A 19842-nucleotide genomic window follows, 5' to 3' on the forward strand; every position below is an offset into this window, starting at 1 on the left:
CCGGCCCCCTGACCGAGCCTCAGCGTCAGTTGTTGCCGCCGCCGCCGTTGCCGCCGCCACCGTTGCCGCCGTTGTCGGAGGGCGGCGCCTCGCAGACCACCGAGTCCTGCGGGGTGTAGACGGTGTGGAAGGTCTCGGTGTCGACCAGCTCGTCCTGTCCCGGCTCCCGGAAGTACCGGTAGACGTCGATCGAGAAGCCCTGGCTGCCGGTGTAGGCGTAGCAGTCGTCCGTGGTCAGCGTGCGGGTGGTCGGCGCCGTGTAGTCGTAGCGCTCGGAGGTGGAGGTGGTGATGTCCCACGTCTTGGTGGAGTACATCGTCACGGTCACCGAGCCGCTGCTGCTGGGCGTCGAGGGCGTCGTCGAGGAGCGGACCCAGACGCCGTGGTCGGTGTTGTTGCGGAACCGCAGGTCGAGCGCGCCCCAGACCACGGTCGCCTCCCGACCGATCGGGTAGCGACTGATGTAGAACGAGTGCGGCTTGTGCTCCACGTCCTCCAGGCCCGCGAAGAACATGGCGTTGAACAGGGTCGTGGCCATCTGGGAGACACCGCCGCCGAGGTCCTCCACGAGGATGCCGTTGGAGATGATGAAGCCCTCGGTGAACCCGTTCTCCCGGGTGCGCTCGCCGACGATGTCGTTCATCGAGAACGTCTCGCCGGGCAGCAGCAGCGTGCCGTCGACCAGCTCCGCGGCGCGGCCGATGTTGGTGTTGCGGTAGTCGGCGTGCGGCCACTCGGTGGTGAAGGAGGAGACCTCCTCGACCACGCCGAGCGCGCGGGCCTCCTTGGTGGTCAGCTCCGGCTCGGCGACCTTCGCCCGCACCCGGGCGGTGCGGTCCTCGTCGCTGCTGACCGCGGTCAGGAACGCGCTGGTGACGGCCGCCGGGCGGTAGGTGACGCCGGGCTTGGCCGGCACCACGCGGGGCTCGCCGTCGGAGGTGAGCCGAAAGGTCGCGTCGACCGGGGCGTCCGCGCCGGCGGTGGCGCCGTCGACCAGCGCGAGCAGCGGCTTGCGGCGCACGGACGGCACGAGCGCGCCGTCCTCGACCGTCATCCGCAGGGCGTCGTCGAACTGGCGGGTGGTCAGGCGCACCGGGTTGCCGCCGAAGCGCAGCACGACCGGCCCGGAGGTCGCGGTGGCGCCGAAGCCGGCGATCGCGTCGGCCACGTCGGCGTCGCTCACGGCGGGCTCGACGTCGACCGGGTCCAGGGTGACCTCGTCGCCGCCGGGGTAGACGGCCACGAGCGCGGCCGCCGCGTCCTCGACGTCGAGGCCGGAGCCGTCCTGGGCGGCGACGGCCACGGCGCGTCCACGACGGAACTCCACCCCGCCGTCCACGGGGGCCACGGCGACGTCGGCGGCCAGCCGCTCGACGGTCGCGGCGAGCGCGTCCTCGTCCACGGCGACGACGGCGTCGGTCTCGTCGCCGCCGGTGTACCAGTCCCAGACGCGGCGCGGGTCGAACGAGCGTCCGCCGCCGGCGGCGGCCACGGAGGCCGCGTAGTCGATGGAGAGCCCCAGCTCGCCGGGCGTGAGGGTGGTCGTCGTGCCGTCGACGACCACGTCGATCGGGGCGGACGCGGTCTCCGAGAGCGCCTCCTCGAGCCGGGTCTCGGCGGCCGACGGGATCAGCCCGCCGACCTCCACGCCGGCCACGGTGGCGTCCTGCGGTAGCCGGTCACCGGCCGCGAGGGCCGCCGCGGCGTAGCCGCCGCCGACCAGCACGACCAGGGCGAGCACGGTCAGCAGCGCGACCTTGCCGCCCGGCCCGGAGCGGGCCGGCTTCGGCGCCTTCGCCGGCGTGCCCGCGGCAGCGGCTGCCGCGGCGGGCGGGGCGTCCTCCGTGGCGACCGAGCCGAAGAAGCCCGTGTCGTCCGCGGGCTCCGGCTCGGGCTCCGGGTCCGGCTCGGCGGTGTCGAGCACCTCGGTCTCCGGGTCCGCGTCGGGCTCGGCGTCCGGCTCGGCGTCGGTCGCTGCAGCAGGCTCGGGCTCGACAGCGGGCTGCGACGCGTCGCGCTCGGGGTCCGTGGGCTCCACGTCGGTGGGCTGCACGTCGTCGGGCCGGTCGTCGGGCCGGTCGTCGGGCCGGTCGTCGGGGCTCGTCACGAGCGGGGAGTTTACGTTCCCAGGTGCTTCTCAGCCGCACCGACGGGGCCGTCGTCCGCGCTCTCCTCGCCACCGTCACTCACGTGGTCGTCCCGGCGGCGCTGCGGGCCCGGCAGCGTGACCACCGCCAGGAGCACCGCCACCAGGGCCAGGGCGATGAGGGCCCACCCCCGCGCGTCGGCGGTGACGAGGAAGCCCCCGTCGGCCGCCTGCTGGGAGCCGTACCAGAGGACGCCGCACAGCACGAGCGCGTAGAGCAGCCGGGTGCGCACGCCCGGGCGCAGGGCGAGCAGGCACAGGACGATGGCGGCCCAGCCGAGGACCGCGCCCACCGTGTCGCGGTGCAGCAGGAGGGCGGGGACGGCGGTGAGCAGCGCGAGCGCCACGACCGCGACGGTCCCCAGCACCGGTCCCAGCACCGCCCTCAGCGACGCCACCGCGTCCACCCGCTCATCCCGCTCGTCCGGGCCCGCTCGCTCAGGCCCAGGAGGAGTCGAGGCCGGCGAACAGGTCGGTCTCCAGGCCCTCGTCGTTGACGGGGCCCTGCACACCCTTGGCGAGCCGGTAGAACTCCTCGGCCCACACGCGGTCGCCCAGGTTGTTCGAGAGTGCGAAGAAGGGCCCGTCGACCTGGATCTGGGTCGGGTAGGCGCGCATGGCGTCCAGCTTCGCGCGGGCGCCCTCGGAGCCGCCGTCCACGACCGCGGCCAGGTGCTCGTCGGCCACGACGACCGGCGGGAGCGGCCCGTCCGGGTCGCCGCCGAAGAACTCGACCTCCTCGCCGGCGGCCTTGAGCTGGCGCATGCCCTCGCGCATCCGGGACTCGCTCATCGCGTTCCAGTAGTGCTTCGGGATGTCCCACGCGGCACCGAGCTCGGGCTTGTAGGAGGGCACCGCGGCGAGCGCGGCCCCGTAGGTGGCGACCCGGTGGGCCTGCTTGTGGTCGGGGTGGCCGTAGCCGCCGAACTCGTCGTAGGTGACCAGCACCTGGGGCCGGACCTCGCGGATGATGCGCACGAGCTCGTCGGCGGCGACGACGAGGTCGCTGTGCCAGAACGCGTTCTCGTGCACGTCGTCGGCGGGGATGGCGTAGCCGCCCTCGGGCGCCCACTTCATGCCGGAGTCGCGGAAGCGGCCGAAGCCGCCGAGGAAGCGGTGGTCGGTGACCCCGAGCGCGGCCATGGCGTCGGCGATCTCGCCGCGGCGGTGCTCGCCGAGCTTGTCCTCGCGGTCGGCGGCCAGGTGCTCCAGCTCGGGCACGAGGATCTCGCCCATCTCGCCGGCCGTGCAGGTCACCATCGTGACCCGGCGCCCCTCGGCGACGTACTTCGCCATGGTGGCGCCGTTGCCGATCGTCTCGTCGTCGGGGTGGGCGTGGACGAGGAGGAGCCGCTGGTCGGCGACGGGGAGGGGGCTGGAGGTCATGGTCTCGATTCCTGGGAAGCGGTGGAGCGGGGAGCCGCGGCTCAGGCCTGGTCGGGGCGCTTGACGCGCTTCGGGGCCGTGGGCAGGGCGGGCGGTGCCGTCGGGGTCCAACCGGCACGGGGCCCGGCCTGTTCCCCGGCACCCGGCTGGTCCCCCTCGTCCAGCCAGCCGTCGACCTCGTCGAGCAGCAGCTCGACCACGAACGTGGGCGCGTCGGTGAGCACCGCCCAGGGGTGGTCCTCGTCGTCGTCCTCGCCCGCCAGCCGCTCCCGGGTCAGGACGGCGTCGAACCCGTCCGCCACCAGGCGCTGCTGCACGGCGAGCGCGTCCTCCTCCTCGAACAGGACGAGGCGGCGCTGGTCGGCCGCCACCCGCGCCAGGTGGTGGCGCAGCTGCGGGAGGAACGGCCGGTCGGAGTCCAGCCAGTCGACCTCGTCCAGCTCCTCGGCCGCCAGCCAGCGCACCTGGTCGTGGCCGCCGGGCTCGTCGGTCGGCTCGGGCTCGCCGCCCACCACGCGGGCCAGCGCGACCCGCAGGTCGAGCGCCGGGCCGTCGTCCGTCGCCTCGCGGATGCGGGAGGTGCCGTCGAGCCAGGCGACGACCTCGACCTCGCAGCCCAGCTCCTCGTCGACCTCGCGCTCGACGGCAGCAGCCGGGGGCTCGCCCGGCTCCACCTTGCCGCCGGGCAGCTCCCAGCGCCCGGCCGCCGCGGGCGGGGTGGTGCGGCGGGCGGCGAGCACCCGGGCGCCGCGGACGATGGCGGCACCGACGACGAGGCGGGGCGGGGGCTGCTCGGGCACGCGCCCACCGTAGGGCCCTCGGGCGACGGGGCAGCACCCACGGGGAGGGGCCGGCGTGCGCCAGACTGCCCCGGTGACTCGGAGCACCCCCACCCTGCTGCCGCCCGCGCGGCTGCCCCTCCTGCCGGCCGCCGCGTTCGTCGTGGTGTGGAGCAGCGGCTACATCGCGGCCCCGGTGGGCGTGGACCTCTCCGCCCCCATCGCGCTCCTGGTGCTGCGGTTCGGCGTGGCCACGCTGATGCTCGGCGGGCTCGCCCTGGCCCTGCGCGGCCGGCCGCGGTTCTCCCGGGCCGACCTGCTGCGGGTGGCCGCGACCGGCCTGCTGATCAACGCGGCCGTCTTCGCGCTCATGTACGAGGGGTTCGAGATCGGGCTGCCGGCCACGCTGGCGGCGCTGCTGCACTCCCTCTCCCCCGTGCTCACCGCGCTGCTGGCGACCCTGCTGCTGCGCGAGCGGCTGCGCCCGGTGCAGGTGATCGGCTTCGCCGCGGGGGTCGTCGGCGTGCTGGTGGTGCTGGGCCCGGACGTCTGGGGCGGCGGGGCCTCCGGCACCGCCGTCTCGCCCACGGCCGTGCTGCTCGGGCTGGGCAGCCTGCTCTGCCTCACCCTCGGCACGCTGGGCCAGCGGTGGACCGGCGAGGTGGACCCCGTCTGGTCGGCCACCGTGCAGTGCGCGGTCAGCGTGCCACCCCTGCTGGTGCTCATGGTCGCCACCGAGGGGCTGCCGGCGGTGGAGTCCCCCGGGCTGCTGGCCCTGGACGTGCTGTGGCTGGCCGGCATCAACTCCGTCGCCGGGCTGCTGCTGCTCGGTCGCCTCGTCCGCGCGGGCGGGGCGGGCGCGGCCGCCAGCCTGTTCTTCCTGATGCCGCCGGTGACGGCGGTGGCCGCGACGCTGCTGCTCGACGAGCCGCTCGGCCTGCGCGAGGTCGTCGGCCTGCTGGTCGGCGCGGCCGGCGTCGCGATCGCTACCGGGGCGGTGCGCCTGCCCCGCCGGGGCGGTAGGCAGGAGCCATGACCCCGCTCGTCGACGCCCTGCGCGGCCTCCCCCTGCCCCGGCGGCTGCGCCGCACCTGGGCGCCCGGCCTCGCGGTGCGCGCCGCCTGGGCCTGGGAGGCCGACGACCGCGCGGACCCGCGCTGGTGGCCCCAGGGCGTCGCCGCGCCGGGGGACGGTCTCCTCCTCGTCGCCTGGTACGCCAAGGACGGCGGCGCGCGGGTGAGCGTCGCGGACACCCGGGCGGGCCGCTACGCACACGTCCCGCTGGCCGGCGAGGACGGTGCGCCCCTGCACGTGCACGCCGGTGGCCTCGCCGCGGACGGCCCGTGGCTGCACGTGGCCGCGACCCGGGCCGGGTTCGTCAGCCTGCACGCCGACGACCTGCCCGCCGCGCCCGCGGAGCCGTGGCGGGTGCGGCGCGCCAGCGGCCCGCTGGAGGTGGCCGACGGGCCGGCGCTGCGGGTCTCGTTCCTGGCCCCGGCCGGCGGCGGGCTGGTGGTCGGCGAGTACGCCCGGGGCGAGGCCCCGCGGCGCCTGGCGCACGTGCCGCTGGACGACGGCGTGCCGACCGGCCCGGCCCGCGTGCTGGGCGAGGGCCCGGCCGGCATGCAGGGCGCGGTGCTCGCCCTCGGCGCGGGCGAGCCGGGTGCCGGCGTCCTCTCGACCTCGCACGGGCCGTGGGTGCCGGGCACCCTGTGGACCGGCTCCCCCGGGGCGTGGCGCGCCCGCCGCTGGGCGCTGCCGATGGGGCCCGAGGACCTCGCCCGGGACCCCGACGGCCGCCTGTGGTGCGCCACGGAGCACCCGCACCGGCGCTGGCTCGTCCGCGTCGCCGGCTGAAAGCTTCTGCCGACTCGCCGGTCAGCGAGGGACGAGGGCGAGCTGGCGGGCCTGGGCGACGAGGTGGTCGTCCGCGTCCCAGACCTCGCAGTCCTCCTCGAACATCCCGCCCGCGAGGTGGCGCGTGGCCTGGGTGATCCGCAGCCAGCCCGGCGCGGGGCGACGGCGCACGTGCGCGGTGAGCGAGAGGGTCGGCGCCCAGCCGGGTCGGCCGAGGTCGAAGGTGACCGGCGGCAGCACGTCGAGCGCGGTGAGCAGGGAGAGCGTGTCGGGCTCGCGCCCGTCACGGAACCGGAACCAGGCGCTGAGCCGCCCCTGGCCCGAGGGCGCACCGACGGCGAAGCCGGCGCACGCGGGGTCGAAGCGCATCTCGAAGCGCTCCATCATCGGGGCGATCTCGAGCATCTGGGGCGGCGTGTGCTCGGGGCCCGGGCACCGCTCGGGCGCGGGCAGGTCGGGCGGCGTCGCGGTGAGCCGCTCGTCGCCGGCAGCGGCCTCGTGCGCGGCGGCGAGGTCGCCGAAGGTGCCGATCGCGGCGATCCGGGTGGCGCCGCCCTGCATGAGCCGGGCCCGGACCGTGGCCAGGCGCCCGACACGCTCGAGGTCGACCTCGACCTCGGCCGGGCCGTCGGTGCCCGCGGAGAGGTAGTGCGCGCTGATGCTCACCGGGTCGGAGTGGGCGGGCAGGTGGGCGCGGACGGCGGCGCCGACGACGCCCAGCTGGAAGCCGCCGTTGACACCCCCACCGACGCTCCAGCCGCCGGTCAGCGCGGCGGCGTAGCGGCCCGCCGGGGCGTCGGGCGCGGTGCCGGGCAGCGGACGGACGGCGGTCTGCCGGTCGAACTCGTGGGTCGACGCGGCGAGGGGCTCGGTGCTCACGTACTGGACAGTAACAACGTGTCCGCACGGTCGGCGAGCACCACGACGGCGCGGACGGGTGCTCGGCCACGACAGGTGTCCGTAGGGTGACCAGCCATGGAGACGCTGCAGACCGGCGTGGGGCCGGTCCGGGGGACCTACCTGCCCTCGACGACCGAGAACGTCCTCTGGGGCCGGCTGCCCTGCGAGACCGACGAGCCCGTGCTGCGCGTCGAGCCCGGCACCGAGGTCACCCTCGACACGATCAGCCACGAGGGCATCCTCGAGGACCAGGGACGCGACCCGCGGGCGTTCTTCACCGCGCACGGCCCGGACGGCGTCGAGGTGCTCGACGACGCCGTCGCGCTGGCGGCGTCCGACTACCCGCGCACCTTCGGCGTCGACGGCCCGCACGTGGTCTCCCGGCCCGTCGCGGTGACCGGCGCCCGCCCGGGGGACCTGCTGGCGGTGACCGTGGTGGAGACCCTCCCCCGCGTGCCCTACGGCGTGATCTCCAACCGGCACGGCCGCGGCGCCCTGCCCGGCGAGTACCCTCTCGAGGGGGACGTCTTCAGCGCGTTCTCCCACCTCACCGAGGACGGCACCCACGCGACGTTGCCCCTGGTGCCCGGCGGGGAGCCCGTCGTCCGCTACCCGCTCGCGCCCTTCCCGGGGGTCCTGGGCGTCGCCGTCACCGGCCCCCAGCGGCCGCACTCGGTGCCGCCCGGCCCGCACGGCGGCAACATCGACATCAAGCTGCTCACCACCGGCGCCACCCTGTACCTGCCGGTGCAGGTCGCGGACGCGATGTTCTACGCCGGCGACCCGCACTTCGCGCAGGGTGACGGCGAGGTCAGCCTCACCGCCCTGGAGGCCTCGCTGCGCCTGACCGTCCACCTGGACGTCGTGCCCGCCGCCGAGGCCGTCGAGCGCTTCGGCGAGGTGGTGGCACCGATCGCGGAGACCACCGACCTGCTGATCCCGACGGGCATGGACGAGGACCTCGACCTCGCCGTCCAGGCCTGCGTCCGCCAGGCCATCGCGGTGCTGGGCGCCCGCTACGGCATGGACCCCCGCCTGGCCTACGCCTACCTCTCGGCCGCCACCGACTTCCAGATCTCGCAGGTCGTCGACGTCGTGAAGGGCTGCCACGCCTCGATCCGCAAGGCCGACTTCGCCGGGGCGACCCGATGAGCGCCGCGTCCGCCGGCGGGGCCGGCACGGGTGTCGGCACCGGCACCCCGCTGCCGGTGCCCCCGGGCCTGGTCGAGGCCTTCTGGGCCTACGAGAAGGCCCTGATGAGCAACGACGTCGACGCACTGGACCGGCTGTTCGCGCCGGGCGAGGCCACGCTGCGCGGGGACGCCGACGGCCTGCTCGTCGGCCACGACCAGATCGCCGCGTTCCGCTCCGGCCGTGGCGGGGCGCCGCAGCGCCGGATCGTGCAGACCCACGTCCAGGTCACCGACGACCACCACGCGCTCGTCGTCGCGGTCACCGAGCTCGCGCGCGGCGGGCGCGGCCAGCAGACCCAGCTCTGGGCCCTGACCCCCGGCGGCTGGAAGGTCACCGCCGCCCACGTCTCGGTGCCCGCGCCGGCCCTCGACACGCGCGTGTGGCGGGTCGTCGGCGACCCGCTGGTGCCCGGCTCGGCCACCGGCGGGCCGCTCACCGGCGAGACCGTGGCCGTGAAGGACCTCTTCGCCGTCGCCGGGCACGTGGTCGGCGCCGGCAACCCCGCCTGGGAGGCGGCCGCCCCGGTCGAGCGCCGCGACGCCGAGGCCGTCGAGCGGCTGGTGGAGGCCGGAGCCGCGGTCAAGGGCATCACCCGCACCGACGAGTTCGCCTACAGCCTCGCCGGCACCAACCACCACTACGGCACCCCGCCGAACCCGCGCGTGCCGCGCCGGGTGCCGGGCGGCTCGACCTCCGGCTCCGCCACGGCGGTCTCGCTGGGGCAGGCCACCATCGGGCTGGGCACCGACACGGGCGGCTCGATCCGGGTGCCGTCGGCCTACCAGGGCCTCGCGGGCATCCGGACGACGCACGGCGCCGTGTCCGTGCGCGGCCTGCTGCCGCTCGCCCCGACCTTCGACACCGTCGGCTGGCTGACCCGCGACGTCCACCGGCTGCGCGCGGTGGGCGACGTGCTGCTCCCGCCCGACACCGGCTCCGGCTCCAGCGAGCTGGTCGTCGTCCCGGGCCTCCTCGGTCTCGCGGACCCGGACGTGCGGGCTGCGGTCGAGGCCTGGCTGGGTGACCTCGGGCTCGTGGTGCGCGAGGGCTGGCCGCTGGGCGAGCTGGGCGCCTGGCTCCAGGCTTTCCAGACCTGGCAGGCCTACGAGGCGTGGAGCGTGCGCGGCGGCTGGCTCGCCGACCGGATGGACACGCTCGGCCCCGACGTCCGCGGTCGCTTCGAGGCGGCCTCGCGGATCAGCAAGGCCGACGCGGACGTCGCGTGGGACACCGTGCAGACCGCCCGCACCCGCATCCGCGACCTCGTGGGCGACCGGGTGCTCGTCCTGCCGTCCTCCTCCTCCACGGCACCGCGCCCCGGCGCGGGGCTCCAGGCCACGCGGGACGCCACCATGCGGCTCACCTGCGTGGCCGGGCTCGGCGGTCTGCCCGCCGTCTCGCTCCCGCTGCGCACCCGCTCCGGCACGCCCTGCGGCGTGTGCCTGGTCGCCGCCCCCGGCCGCGACCGCGCCCTGCTCGACCTGGCCGCGTCGCTCGCCGGCTGACCGCCCGGTGGTCGAGCACCGGGGCATCGACGCCCGCGACGGGCGTAACGGGACTGAAACAGTTGTTTCGTGAGCCGTAACGGGAGGGTCGTAGAGTCGCCGTCCCGGCAGGCTCGCGCCACCGGGGCGACCCGGACGACTCCTGAGCAGAACGTGGTGCCCGTTGCTCCTGCACGACCTGAACTCCGCCACTGACGACGAGGCCCGCGCGGTGCTCGCCCCCTGCGTCCGGATCGACTCCTGGGCCGAGACGCTCGCCGCCGGCCGCCCCTGGCCGGACGCCTCGGCCCTGCTCACCGCCGCCCGTGCGCAGGCCGCGAGCTGGTCCGACGCCGAGGTCGAGGCCGCCCTGGCCGACCACCCGCGCATCGGCGAGCGGCCGACGGGCCCGGGGGCCAGTGCGGACATGAGCCGCAGCGAGCAGTCCGGCGTGAGCCAGGACGACGGCACCGCCGCTCGGCTGGCCGACGGCAACCGCCGCTACGAGGAGCGGTTCGACCGGATCTACCTGGTGCGCGCCGCGGGCCGCTCGGCCGAGGAGATGCTCGCGCTGCTCGAGGAGCGGCTGGGCAACGACGACGCCACCGAGGCCGCCGTGGTCAAGCAGCAGCTCGGCGAGATCGCGGTGCTGCGCCTGGCCGCGCTGGTGGCCGACGACCCCACCGGCGCCACCGTGGAAGGCTGAGCCGCGTGCCCACGCTCTCCACCCACGTCCTCGACGCCGCCCTCGGCCGCCCGGCCGCGGGCGTCGGCGTCACGCTCACCGCGCCCGACGGCGCGGCGATCGCCACCGCGACCACCGACGACGACGGCCGGTTCCGGTTCCCCGACCCCGTCGCGGTCGGCCCCCACGGCCTGCGCTTCGCCACCGGCCCCTGGTTCGCCGCCCAGGGGCGCGAGACCTTCTTCCCGCACGTCGACCTCGCCTTCGAGGTCACCGAGAGCCAGCCGCACTTCCACGTGGCGCTGCTGCTGAGCCCGTTCGCCTACACGACCTACCGCGGCAGCTGAGCAGGAGAGCCACCATGACCCCCGACGCCGTCCGAGCCCGCCGCGTCCTCACTCCCGAGGGCGTGCGCCCGGCCACGCTGCTGATCGAGGACGGCACCATCACCGGCGTCGCCCCGGTCGACCTCCCGCTGCCCGGCGAGGCGGAGGTGCTGCACGTCGCCGACTCCGCCGTCGTCCTGCCCGGCGTGGTGGACACCCACGTGCACGTCAACGAGCCCGGCCGCACCGAGTGGGAGGGCTTCGCCACCGCCACCCGCGCGGCCGCGCTGGGCGGCGTCACCACGCTGGTCGACATGCCGCTGAACTCGATCCCGCCCACCACGAGCGTGGCGAACCTCGAGGCCAAGCAGGCCGTGGCGGCCGGCCAGCTGGCCATGGACGTGGGCTTCTGGGGCGGCGCCGTGCCCGGCAACGTCGCGGACCTCGCCCCCCTGTGGGAGGCGGGCGTCTTCGGCTTCAAGTGCTTCCTCGCGCCCTCCGGCGTGGACGAGTTCCCGCCGCTCTCGCCGGCCGAGTTCACCAAGGCGCTCACCGAGATCGCCTCCTTCGACGGCCTGATGATCGTGCACGCCGAGGACGCCCGCGTGCTCGACGCGGCCCCCGCGCCGCCGAGCCGCGCCTACAGCGACTTCCTGCTCTCCCGTCCCGACGAGGCCGAGGTCGCCGCGATCGCGCAGGTCGTCGAGGGGGCTCGCGAGACCGGCGGCCGGGTGCACGTGCTGCACCTGTCCAGCGCCCGCGCGCTCGACCTGCTCGCCGACGCGAAGGCCGAGGGCCTGCGGGTCACCGTGGAGACCTGCCCGCACTACCTGACGTTCGCCGCCGAGGGCATCCCGGACGCGTCCCCGCAGTTCAAGTGCTGCCCGCCGATCCGCGACGACGGCAACCGCGACGCGCTGTGGCAGGCCCTGGACGCCGGCATCATCGACTGCGTCGTCTCCGACCACTCGCCGGCCACCGCCGAGGTCAAGCTCGCCGGGGACGGCGACCTCCAGCTGGCCTGGGGCGGCATCTCCGGCCTCCAGGTCGGGCTGGCCGCCATGGCCGCCGAGGCCACGCGCCGCGGCATCGGCCTGGAGAAGGTGAGCGCCTGGATGTCGCGCCACACCGCCGACCAGGTCGGGCTGGCTCACAAGGGGCGCATCGCCGTGGGCGCGGACGCCGACCTGGCCGTGCTGGACCAGGCCGTGCCGCTCACGGTCAGCGCGGCCGGCCTGGCGCACAAGAACCCGATCTCGGCCTACGACGGGCTCACGCTCCCCAGCCAGGTCACCACCACGATCCTGCGCGGACGGATGCTCGACCGCACCGACCCCGGCACGCACGGCGGCATGCTGCGCCGCTGACCGGCCTCGCGGTTGCAGCCACCTCCCGCTCGTTTCACGGCCCACCCCGGACCTGCTGAAACGCAGCCGCACACGCTCGTGACGTGGACGAAACAATCGTTTCATACAGTCGTCGCCATGAGCCCGGCACCACCGATCGACCCGCCTGCCCGACTGCTGATGGGCCCCGGCCCGATCACGGCCGACCCGAGGGTCCTGCGTGCCATGTCCGCGCAGCTGGTGGGCCAGTACGACCCGTGGATGACGGCCACCATGACCGAGACCATGGGGCTCTACCGCGAGGTCTTCCGCACGACCAACGAGCAGACGTTCCTGGTCGACGGCACCTCGCGCGCCGGCATCGAGGCCGCTCTGGTGAGCCTCCTCGAGCCGGGCCAGGTCGTGCTGGTACCGGTCTTCGGCCGCTTCGGCCACCTCCTGGTCGAGATCGCCACCCGCTGCGGCGCCCAGGTGCACACCGTCGAGGTGCCGTGGGGCGAGGTCGTGCCGGCCGAGATGGTCGAGGAGGCGATCCTCCGGGTTCGCCCGAGCCTGGTCGCCTGCGTCCAGGGCGACACCTCGACCACGATGTGCCAGCCGCTCGCCGAGATCGGCGAGGTCTGCCGCCGCCACGACGTGATGCTCTACGTCGACGCCACCGCCAGCCTCGGCGGCAACGCCTTCGAGACCGACGCGTGGGGCGTGGACGTCGTCACCGCCGGCCTCCAGAAGTGCCTGGGCGGCCCCTCGGGCAGCGCCCCCATCACCATCTCCCCCGCGGCCGCGGCCCGGATCGACGCGCGCAAGGTCGTCGAGGCCGGCATCCGCGAGGCCGCGGACGACGACGCCGAGGCCGGCAACGACCACGCCGTCATCCGCTCCAACTACCTCGACCTCGCACAGGTCATGGACTACTGGGGCCCGCGCCGCCTCAACCACCACACCGAGGCGACCACGATGCTCTACGGCGCCCGCGAGTGCGCCCGACTGCTGGTCGCGGAGGGCCTCGACGCCGCGGTCGAGCGGCACCGGCTGCACGGGGCCGCGATGCTCGCCGGCGTCCGCGGCCTCGGCCTCACCGTCTTCGGCGACGTCGCCCACAAGATGCACAACGTCGTGGCCGTCGAGATCCCCGACGGCATCGACGGCGACGCCGCACGCTCGGCGCTGCTCACCGAGTTCGGCATCGAGATCGGCACCTCCTTCGGGCCGCTGCACGGCCGGGTCTGGCGCATCGGCACCATGGGCTACAACGCCCGCACCGACGCCGTGCTGACCACGCTGGCCTGCCTCGAGCAGGTGCTGCGGGCCGGTGGCGCGGAGGTGGTCGCCGGCGGAGGCGTCGCCGCCGCGCGGGAGGTGTACGCCGCATGAGCACCACCCCCCAGGACCCCCGGACCGCCACCAGCGCCACCACCGCCGCCGGCGTCCTGGCCCGCTGCGACGAGCTGGACCGCTACTCCTCCCTGACCACCGCCCTCGAGCGGGTCTACCTCTCCCCTGAGCACGCCGGCGTGAACGAGCTGGTCGCCGGGTGGATGCAGGCCGCCGGCCTGCGCACGTGGGTCGACGCGGCCGGCAACCTCAACGGCCGCCGCGAGGGCCCCGAGCCCGGCATGCCGGCCCTGGTGCTCGGCTCCCACCTCGACACCGTCACCGACGCCGGCTCCTACGACGGGATGCTCGGCGTGGTCATGGCCGTGGCCGTGGCCGAGCGCCTGTCCGGCACCGCGCTGCCGTTCGCCCTCGAGGTCGTCGGCTTCTCGGACGAGGAGGGCACCCGCTTCGGCAAGGCCCTGCTCGGCAGCCAGGCGTGGTCGGGCGAGTGGGACCCGGACTGGTGGGACCTGCGCGACAAGCGCGGAACCACGCTGCACCAGGCGTTCCTCGACTTCGGCCTCGACCCGCGGGCCGTCGGCGAGGCCGCGCGCCGCCCGGAGGACCTGGTCGGCTACCTCGAGGCCCACATCGAGCAGGGCCCGCACCTGGAGGCGGCCGACGCGAGCCTGGGCTACGTCACCACCATCGCCGGCGCCCGCCGCTTCCTGCTGACCGTGCACGGCGAGGCCCGGCACGCGGGCGGCACCCCCTACGAGCGCCGCAAGGACGCGCTGGTCGGCGCGTCCGAGGTGGTCACCGCGATCGAGCGCCGGGCCCGCCAGTCCTCGTGCATCGCCACGGTGGGCCGCCTCGACGTGCACCCCGGCGGCGTCAACGTGATCCCCGGCCGCGTCGACCTGACGCTGGACCTGCGGGCCGCCACCGACCCCGAGCGCGACCAGATGTGGGACGCGATGCTGGCCGAGGCAGAGACGCTGTGCGAGCTGCGCGGGCTGCGGCTGGAGGTCACCGAGACCCACCACGCCCCCGCGGCGCCCTGCGCGGGCTGGCTCACCGACGCCGTCGTCGAGGGCATCGGCGTCACCGGCGACACCGACCCCATGGGCCTGTGGAGCCGCGCCGGCCACGACGCCATGGCGGTCGCGCAGGTCACCGAGATCGCGATGCTCTTCCTGCGCTGCTTCGACGGTATCAGCCACCACCCGGGCGAGAACGTCCGCGAGGTCGACGTCGCGCTCGGCCTGGACGCGTTCGAGGCCGCGGTGCTGGCGGTCGCCACGCGGTACGGGGCCCGCCGGGCCGAGGCCGCCCGATGACGACACTGCCGGCTGCCGGGACCCCGGCCGAGACCGAGCCGACGGGCCGCATCGACCAGCGGATCACCGCCTGCCTCCCCCGGCTCTCGCCGCAGGAGCGCAAGGCGGCCTCCACGCTGCTCACGCACCTCGACGACCTGGCGACCTACCGGGCCGCCGAGCTCGCCGAGATGGCCGGCGTCTCCAAGGCCACGATGAGCCGGCTCTTCCGCAGCCTCGGGTTCGCCGACTTCGACGAGGTCCGCGACCACCTGCGCGCGCTGCGCGCCTCGGCCGGCGAGCCGCGCCGCAGCGAGGCGGGCGCCGACCTGACCGACCACCTCGAGCGCGAGGCCGACGCCCTGCGCCGGGCCGTGGAGAGCCCGGCCCTGCTCGACGCCGCCCGGCTCGTGGCGGCGGCCCGGCGCGTGACCGTGGTGGGCTGGCGCAACGGCCACCCCGTCGCGTTGCACCTGCGCCAGCAGCTGGCCCACGCCCGCGGCGACGTGCGGCTCGCCCCGCTGCCGGGCCAGGTGCTCGGCGAGGAGCTCGCCGACCTGGCCGAGGGCGACGTGCTGGTCGTCATCGGCTTCCGCCGCCGCCCGGCGGGCTTCGGCTCGTTCCTCCGCGAGGGCGCGGCGACCGGCGCCGACGTCGTCCTCGTGGCCGACCCGACGGCCGTCGAGCACGCCGGCCCCGGCGTCACCTGGCTGGAGTGCCCCCTCTCCTCCGCGCTCGCCTTCGACTCCTACGCCTCCGCGATGAGCCTGGTCTCCGTGCTGGCCGACGCCGTGCTGACCGAGCTCGGCCCCGACGCCCAGGAGCGGGTCTCGGCGATCAGCCGCACCTACGACCGGCTCGGGGAGACCGAGCAGGGGGTGCTCTAGGTGGAGCGGATCATCTGATGGACCTGGGCACCGTCACCGGGTTCCGCCGCGCCACCGATCGCACCGACCTGGGCCTGGCGCCCGGCGAGCGGGTCGTCGCGGGCGGCACCTGGCTCTACTCCGAGCCCCAGCCCGGCACCACCGGGCTCGTCGACCTCACCACGCTGGGCTGGCCCGACCTCGAGCCGCTGCCCGACGGCGGCCTGCGGGTCGCCGCCACCTGCCCGATCGCGCGCGTGCGCGCGCTGCCCGGGTCGCTGTGGCCCGAGGCGACCGACGGCCTGCTGATGTCGTTCAAGGTCCAGGCCGTGGCCACCGTCGGCGGCAACGTCTGCATGGCGCTGCCGGCGGGTGCCATGATCGGGCTGTTCACCGCGCTGGGCGCCACCGCCGTGATCTGGACCCCCGCCGGCGGCGAGCGCACCTGCCCGGTCGAGGACCTCGTCGTCGGGCCCGTGCAGACCTCCCTGGACGACGGGGAGGTGCTGCGCGCCCTCGACGTGCCCGGCTCCTCCCTGGTCGGGCCCGTGGGTCCCGACGGTCGCCGTACGCCCGTGGCCGCCGTCCGGCACGCCGCCCTGGCCGCCCGCGGACGCTCCGGCGTCCTCGTCGTCGGCGTGCGCACCGAGACGGGCACCCGGGTCAGCGTCACCGGCGCGACCGCCCGCCCCGTGGTGCTCCGCGACGGCGACGACCCGTCCGCCATCGACTGCTGGCACGACGACGCCCACGGCGCGCCCGACTGGCGCGAGGCCGTCGCGACCCGCTTCGTCGGCCAGGTCCGCGACGCGCTCACCGGAGGTGCCGCATGAGGTTCGAGCTGAACGGCGCACCGGTCGAGGTCGACGCCCGGCCCGGCCAGTGCCTGCGCACCCTGCTGCGCGAGACCGGCGCGACGGACGTGAAGAAGGGCTGCGACGCCGGCGACTGCGGCGCCTGCACCGTGCTCGTCGACGGTGAGGCACGGCACTCCTGCCTCGTCCCGGCGCCGCGCGCCGAGGGCACCTCGGTCACGACGCTGGCCGGGCTGACCGGCCCCGACGGCGAGCTGCACCCGGCCCAGCAGGCGTTCGCGGACGCCCAGGGCTTCCAGTGCGGCTTCTGCACCGCCGGCTTCGTCGTCACCACGGCCGCCGCCACCTCGGACGGGCCGGTGCCCGAGGCCGACGTCGAGCGCACCTTCAAGGGCAACCTGTGCCGCTGCACCGGGTACCGGTCGATCCGCGACGCGATCGGCGGCGTCCGCAACGCCGGCTGCGCCGACGAGGTCGGCGCGGGCGTCGGCGCCAGCGTCCCGCCCCCGGCCGCCCGCCGGGTGGTCACGGGCACCGAGCAGTACACGATGGACGTCCCCGCCACCGAGCAGGCCGCGACGCTGCATCTCGCGGTGCTCACCAGCCCGCACCCGCACGCCCGGATCACGCGCATCGACACCGCGGCGGCCGCGGCGCTGCCCGGCGTCCACCTGGTGCTCACCCACCACGACTCCCCCGCCGTGCTGTTCTCCACCGGCCGCCACGAGTCGCGCCTCGACGACCCCGACGACACCCGCGTGCTCGACGACGTCGTGCGGTTCGTCGGCCAGCGCGTGGCCGCGGTCGTCGCCGACGACGTGGCCACGGCCGAGGCCGCCTGCCTCCTCGTCGAGGTCGACTACGAGGTCCTCCCGCACGTGCTCGACCCCGAGGAGGCCCGCGCACCGGGCGCCCCGCTGGTGCACGGCGAGAAGACCACCGAGGCCAGCCGGATCAGCGAGCCCGGGCGCAACGTCGTCGCCCAGACCCACGGCGAGGTCGGCGACGTCGAGGCCGGGCTGGCCGCCGCCGTCCACCGCGTCCGCGGCGAGTGGCGCACCTCCCGCGTCGACCACACGGCCCTGGAGACCCACGGCGCCCGCGCCTGGCTCGACGCGCCGCTGGACGACGGCGGCCGGCTGCAGCTGCGGACCTCCACCCAGGTCCCGTTCCTCGTGCGCGACGAGCTCGCCCACGTGCTCGGCCTCGACCAGGGCCAGGTGCGCGTGCGTGCCGCCCGCGTCGGCGGCGGCTTCGGCGGCAAGCAGGAGATGCTCGTCGAGGACCTCGTCGGCCTGGCCGTCCTGCGCCTGGCCCAGCAGGGCACCTACGCGCCCGTGCAGTGGGAGCTCACCCGCGAGCACCAGTTCGGCGCCACCCCTGTGCGTCACCCGATGCGGGTGCGCGTCGACCTGGGGGCGGACGCCGACGGCGTGCTCACCGCGCTCAAGGTCGACGTGCTCGCCGACACCGGCGCCTACGGCAACCACGGCCCCGGCGTGCTGTTCCACGGCACCCACGAGTCGATCGCGCTCTACCGCTGCGCCAACAAGCGGGTCGACGCCGAGTCGGTCTACACCCACCAGGTGCCCTCGGGCGCGTTCCGCGGCTACGGCCTCGGCCAGGTGGTCTTCGGCATCGAGTCCGCGCTCGACGAGCTGGCGCGCGTCAGCGGCGTCGACCCGTTCGAGCTGCGCCGCCGCAACGCGGTGCGCCCCGGCGACGACTTCGTGGTCAACGGCGCCCCCGACACCGACCTCGTGCACGGCACCGACGGGTTCGGGCAGTGCCTCGACCTGGTCCGCGACGCGCTGGCTGCCCCCGGCCCCGGCGGCCCGGGCACCACCGAGGCCGAGCTCGACGCCCTGCTGCTGCCCACCGCCGGCGCCACCGCCTCGGAGTGGCGCGTGGGCGAGGGCATGGCCGCGGCCATGATCGCCACCATCCCCCCGCGCGGGCACCACGCGGACGCCTCGGTGGTGCTGCTCGCGGACGGCACCGTGGAGCTGCACGTCGGCTCGGCCGAGTTCGGCAACGGCTCGGCCACCGTGCACGTGCAGCTGGTGGTCTCGGCGCTGGCCGGGGTGCTGCCGGTCTCGGCCGCGCAGGTGCGGCTGGTCTCCGCCGACACCGACGCCGTCGCCCACGACACCGGCGCCTACGGCTCGACCGGCTCGGTCGTCGCCGGCGGCGCGGTGCTGAACGCGGCCCGGGCCCTGGCCGCCCGGATCACCGCCGGCGAGGTCGCCACCCCCGAGGCGCCGCTGGTCGCCCGGGGCGAGCACCACGGCAGCCCCAGGTCGGTCGCCTTCAACGTGCACGCCGTGCGCGCCGCCGTCCACGTGCCCACCGGTGCGGTGCGGGTGCTGCGGTCCGTGCACGCCGCCGACGCCGGCACCGTGCTCAACCCCGAGCAGCTGCGCGGACAGGTCGAGGGCGGCGTCGCCCAGGGCTTCGGCTCGGCGCTGCTGGAGGAGGTCCGCGTCGAGGACGGCGTGGCCACCACCCGCACCTTCCGCAACTACCGGACCCCGCAGATGGCCGACGTGCCGCCGACCCAGGTGCTGTTCGCCGACACCTACGACGCCATCGGGCCGCTCGGCGCGAAGTCGATGTCCGAGGCGCCCTACAACCCCGTCGCCCCGGCGGTGGCCAACGCCGTGCGCGACGCCATCGGCGTGCGCCCGCACTCCCTGCCCATGACCCGCGACCGCGTCTGGCGGCTCGCCGCCACCGGCTCGCTCGAGCCCACCGTCCCTGCCCAGGAGGCACCGTGACCGAGACCGCCCCGCACCCCGCCGACGAGCCGTTCATCCGGCGCGCGCTCGACCTCGCCAAGGCCAACGTCGCGGCCGGCGGCGGCCCCTTCGGGGCGCTGATCGTCCGTGGCGGCGAGGTGATCGCGACCGGGCAGAACCGCGTCACCCGCGACCTCGACCCCACCGCGCACGCCGAGGTCACCGCGATCCGCGCCGCCTGCCAGGTGGTCGGCGACTTCTCGCTGACCGGCTGCACGCTCTACACCTCGTGCGAGCCCTGCCCGCTGTGCCTGGCCGCCTCGCTGTGGGCCCGGCTGGACCGGGTCGTCTACGCCGCCGACCGTGACGACGCCGCCCGCGGCGGCTTCGACGACCGGGCCTTCTACGACCTGTTCGCCCAGGACCGCGACACCTGGCCGACCCCCGTCGACCTCGTCGGCGTCCCCGAGTCCTTCGACCCGTTCGCGGCCTGGCTCTCCAAGGACGACCGCACCCACTACTGAGTCGTGGCCACGCAGCAGGCCCCGGCCACCCTCGGCGGATTCAAGCGGTCCTCGCAACACCGTTGTTGTTAGCTGGCGGTGAGTAGATCACGCAGACGCTCGGCTGGGTTCTTCCAGCCGAGCGTTTTGCGTGGTCGTCCGTTGAGGAGCTGCGCGACGT

The 19842-nt window shown here is 75.7% G+C and carries 18 protein-coding genes; 13 read left to right on the plus strand and 5 right to left on the minus strand.

The genetic code is table 11. The features are described from left to right. Positions 1–25: 25 nt before the first annotated feature. The 4 genes from M8330_RS09705 to M8330_RS09720 are packed head-to-tail and all read right to left on the minus strand — an operon-like array spanning position 26 to position 4332. Positions 26–2107: a VanW family protein gene (locus M8330_RS09705; RefSeq protein WP_250827158.1), complete on the minus strand. Its 2082-nt coding sequence runs from the start codon at positions 2105–2107 to the stop codon at positions 26–28. 11 nt (positions 2108–2118) lie between these two features. Then, positions 2119–2553 carry a hypothetical protein gene (locus tag M8330_RS09710; RefSeq protein WP_250827159.1) on the minus strand — a complete coding sequence of 145 codons (435 nt, stop codon included), beginning with the start codon at positions 2551–2553 and terminating at the stop codon, positions 2119–2121. 31 nt (positions 2554–2584) lie between these two features. Continuing rightward, the gene (gene mshB, locus M8330_RS09715) at positions 2585–3532 is read right to left on the minus strand and encodes an N-acetyl-1-D-myo-inositol-2-amino-2-deoxy-alpha-D-glucopyranoside deacetylase (RefSeq protein ID WP_250054211.1); all 948 of its coding nucleotides are present in this window, start codon (positions 3530–3532) and stop codon (positions 2585–2587) included. 41 nt (positions 3533–3573) lie between these two features. Then, complete coding sequence (locus tag M8330_RS09720; RefSeq protein WP_250827160.1) at positions 3574–4332, minus strand: (deoxy)nucleoside triphosphate pyrophosphohydrolase; 759 nt, start codon at positions 4330–4332, stop codon at positions 3574–3576. A gap of 73 nt (positions 4333–4405) precedes the next feature. Here M8330_RS09720 and M8330_RS09725 point away from each other — a divergent pair, with 73 nt between their 5' ends. Together M8330_RS09725 and M8330_RS09730 are read left to right on the plus strand one after the other, a co-directional pair. Then, positions 4406–5347 carry an EamA family transporter gene (locus M8330_RS09725; protein ID WP_250827161.1) on the plus strand — a complete coding sequence of 314 codons (942 nt, stop codon included), beginning with the start codon at positions 4406–4408 and terminating at the stop codon, positions 5345–5347. Then, positions 5344–6168 (plus strand): hypothetical protein, encoded by an 825-nt coding sequence (locus M8330_RS09730; RefSeq protein WP_250827162.1) that lies wholly within the window; start codon positions 5344–5346, stop codon positions 6166–6168. Before M8330_RS09725 ends, M8330_RS09730 begins: the two co-directional genes overlap by 4 nt. 21 nt (positions 6169–6189) lie before the next feature. Here the strand turns inward: M8330_RS09730 and M8330_RS09735 are convergent, their stop codons facing one another. Further along, positions 6190–7047 (minus strand): thioesterase family protein, encoded by an 858-nt coding sequence (locus M8330_RS09735; RefSeq protein ID WP_250827163.1) that lies wholly within the window; start codon positions 7045–7047, stop codon positions 6190–6192. A gap of 96 nt (positions 7048–7143) precedes the next feature. Between M8330_RS09735 and M8330_RS09740 the strand changes: the two genes are divergently transcribed. The 11 genes from M8330_RS09740 (at position 7144) to M8330_RS09800 (ending at position 19682) form a co-directional block, all read left to right on the plus strand. Continuing rightward, positions 7144–8220 (plus strand): acetamidase/formamidase family protein, encoded by a 1077-nt coding sequence (locus M8330_RS09740; RefSeq protein WP_250827164.1) that lies wholly within the window; start codon positions 7144–7146, stop codon positions 8218–8220. Then, complete coding sequence (locus M8330_RS09745) at positions 8217–9767, plus strand: AtzH-like domain-containing protein (RefSeq protein WP_250827165.1); 1551 nt, start codon at positions 8217–8219, stop codon at positions 9765–9767. The genes M8330_RS09740 and M8330_RS09745 overlap by 4 nt, the downstream gene beginning before the upstream one ends. Before the next feature lie 163 nt (positions 9768–9930). Next, a complete protein-coding gene (gene uraD / locus M8330_RS09750) occupies positions 9931–10452 on the plus strand; it encodes a 2-oxo-4-hydroxy-4-carboxy-5-ureidoimidazoline decarboxylase (RefSeq protein WP_250827166.1) in 522 nt (173 codons plus the stop codon). 5 nt (positions 10453–10457) lie between these two features. Then, complete coding sequence (uraH, locus tag M8330_RS09755; RefSeq protein WP_250827167.1) at positions 10458–10778, plus strand: hydroxyisourate hydrolase; 321 nt, start codon at positions 10458–10460, stop codon at positions 10776–10778. Positions 10779–10792: 14 nt separating this feature from the next. Then, complete coding sequence (gene allB / locus M8330_RS09760) at positions 10793–12124, plus strand: allantoinase AllB (RefSeq protein ID WP_250827168.1); 1332 nt, start codon at positions 10793–10795, stop codon at positions 12122–12124. A 117-nt stretch (positions 12125–12241) separates the two neighbouring features. After that, a complete protein-coding gene (locus M8330_RS09765) occupies positions 12242–13477 on the plus strand; it encodes a pyridoxal-phosphate-dependent aminotransferase family protein (protein WP_250827169.1) in 1236 nt (411 codons plus the stop codon). Next, positions 13474–14760, plus strand: coding sequence for an allantoate amidohydrolase (locus M8330_RS09770; RefSeq protein ID WP_250827170.1), 1287 nt, complete (start codon positions 13474–13476; stop codon positions 14758–14760). The genes M8330_RS09765 and M8330_RS09770 overlap by 4 nt, the downstream gene beginning before the upstream one ends. Beyond that, positions 14757–15626 carry a MurR/RpiR family transcriptional regulator gene (locus M8330_RS09775; protein WP_250054228.1) on the plus strand — a complete coding sequence of 290 codons (870 nt, stop codon included), beginning with the start codon at positions 14757–14759 and terminating at the stop codon, positions 15624–15626. The genes M8330_RS09770 and M8330_RS09775 overlap by 4 nt, the downstream gene beginning before the upstream one ends. Before the next feature lie 17 nt (positions 15627–15643). Further along, positions 15644–16438 (plus strand): FAD binding domain-containing protein, encoded by a 795-nt coding sequence (locus M8330_RS09780; protein ID WP_250827171.1) that lies wholly within the window; start codon positions 15644–15646, stop codon positions 16436–16438. Further along, positions 16435–19197: a molybdopterin-dependent oxidoreductase gene (locus M8330_RS09795; RefSeq protein ID WP_284704480.1), complete on the plus strand. Its 2763-nt coding sequence runs from the start codon at positions 16435–16437 to the stop codon at positions 19195–19197. The genes M8330_RS09780 and M8330_RS09795 overlap by 4 nt, the downstream gene beginning before the upstream one ends. Further along, positions 19194–19682 carry a nucleoside deaminase gene (locus M8330_RS09800; RefSeq protein WP_250054231.1) on the plus strand — a complete coding sequence of 163 codons (489 nt, stop codon included), beginning with the start codon at positions 19194–19196 and terminating at the stop codon, positions 19680–19682. The genes M8330_RS09795 and M8330_RS09800 overlap by 4 nt, the downstream gene beginning before the upstream one ends. The last annotated feature ends 160 nt before the right edge of the window (positions 19683–19842 follow it).

The sequence above is a fragment of the Nocardioides bruguierae genome, from assembly GCF_023656415.1.
In the GTDB taxonomy this organism is placed as follows: Bacteria; Actinomycetota; Actinomycetes; order Propionibacteriales; family Nocardioidaceae; genus Nocardioides; species Nocardioides bruguierae.

Excerpts from the sequence above, each read along its gene's own strand:
- allB (WP_250827168.1), top strand. The coding sequence starts at position 10,793 with ATGACCCCCGACGCCGTCCGAGCCCGCCGCGTCCTCACTCCCGAGGGC.
- mshB (WP_250054211.1), bottom strand. The coding sequence starts at position 3,532 with ATGACCTCCAGCCCCCTCCCCGTCGCCGACCAGCGGCTCCTCCTCGTC.
- M8330_RS09730 (WP_250827162.1), top strand. The coding sequence starts at position 5,344 with ATGACCCCGCTCGTCGACGCCCTGCGCGGCCTCCCCCTGCCCCGGCGG.
- M8330_RS09745 (WP_250827165.1), top strand. The coding sequence starts at position 8,217 with ATGAGCGCCGCGTCCGCCGGCGGGGCCGGCACGGGTGTCGGCACCGGC.
- M8330_RS09795 (WP_284704480.1), top strand. The coding sequence starts at position 16,435 with ATGAGGTTCGAGCTGAACGGCGCACCGGTCGAGGTCGACGCCCGGCCC.
- M8330_RS09740 (WP_250827164.1), top strand. The coding sequence starts at position 7,144 with ATGGAGACGCTGCAGACCGGCGTGGGGCCGGTCCGGGGGACCTACCTG.
- M8330_RS09775 (WP_250054228.1), top strand. The coding sequence starts at position 14,757 with ATGACGACACTGCCGGCTGCCGGGACCCCGGCCGAGACCGAGCCGACG.
- M8330_RS09780 (WP_250827171.1), top strand. The coding sequence starts at position 15,644 with ATGGACCTGGGCACCGTCACCGGGTTCCGCCGCGCCACCGATCGCACC.
- M8330_RS09765 (WP_250827169.1), top strand. The coding sequence starts at position 12,242 with ATGAGCCCGGCACCACCGATCGACCCGCCTGCCCGACTGCTGATGGGC.
- M8330_RS09770 (WP_250827170.1), top strand. The coding sequence starts at position 13,474 with ATGAGCACCACCCCCCAGGACCCCCGGACCGCCACCAGCGCCACCACC.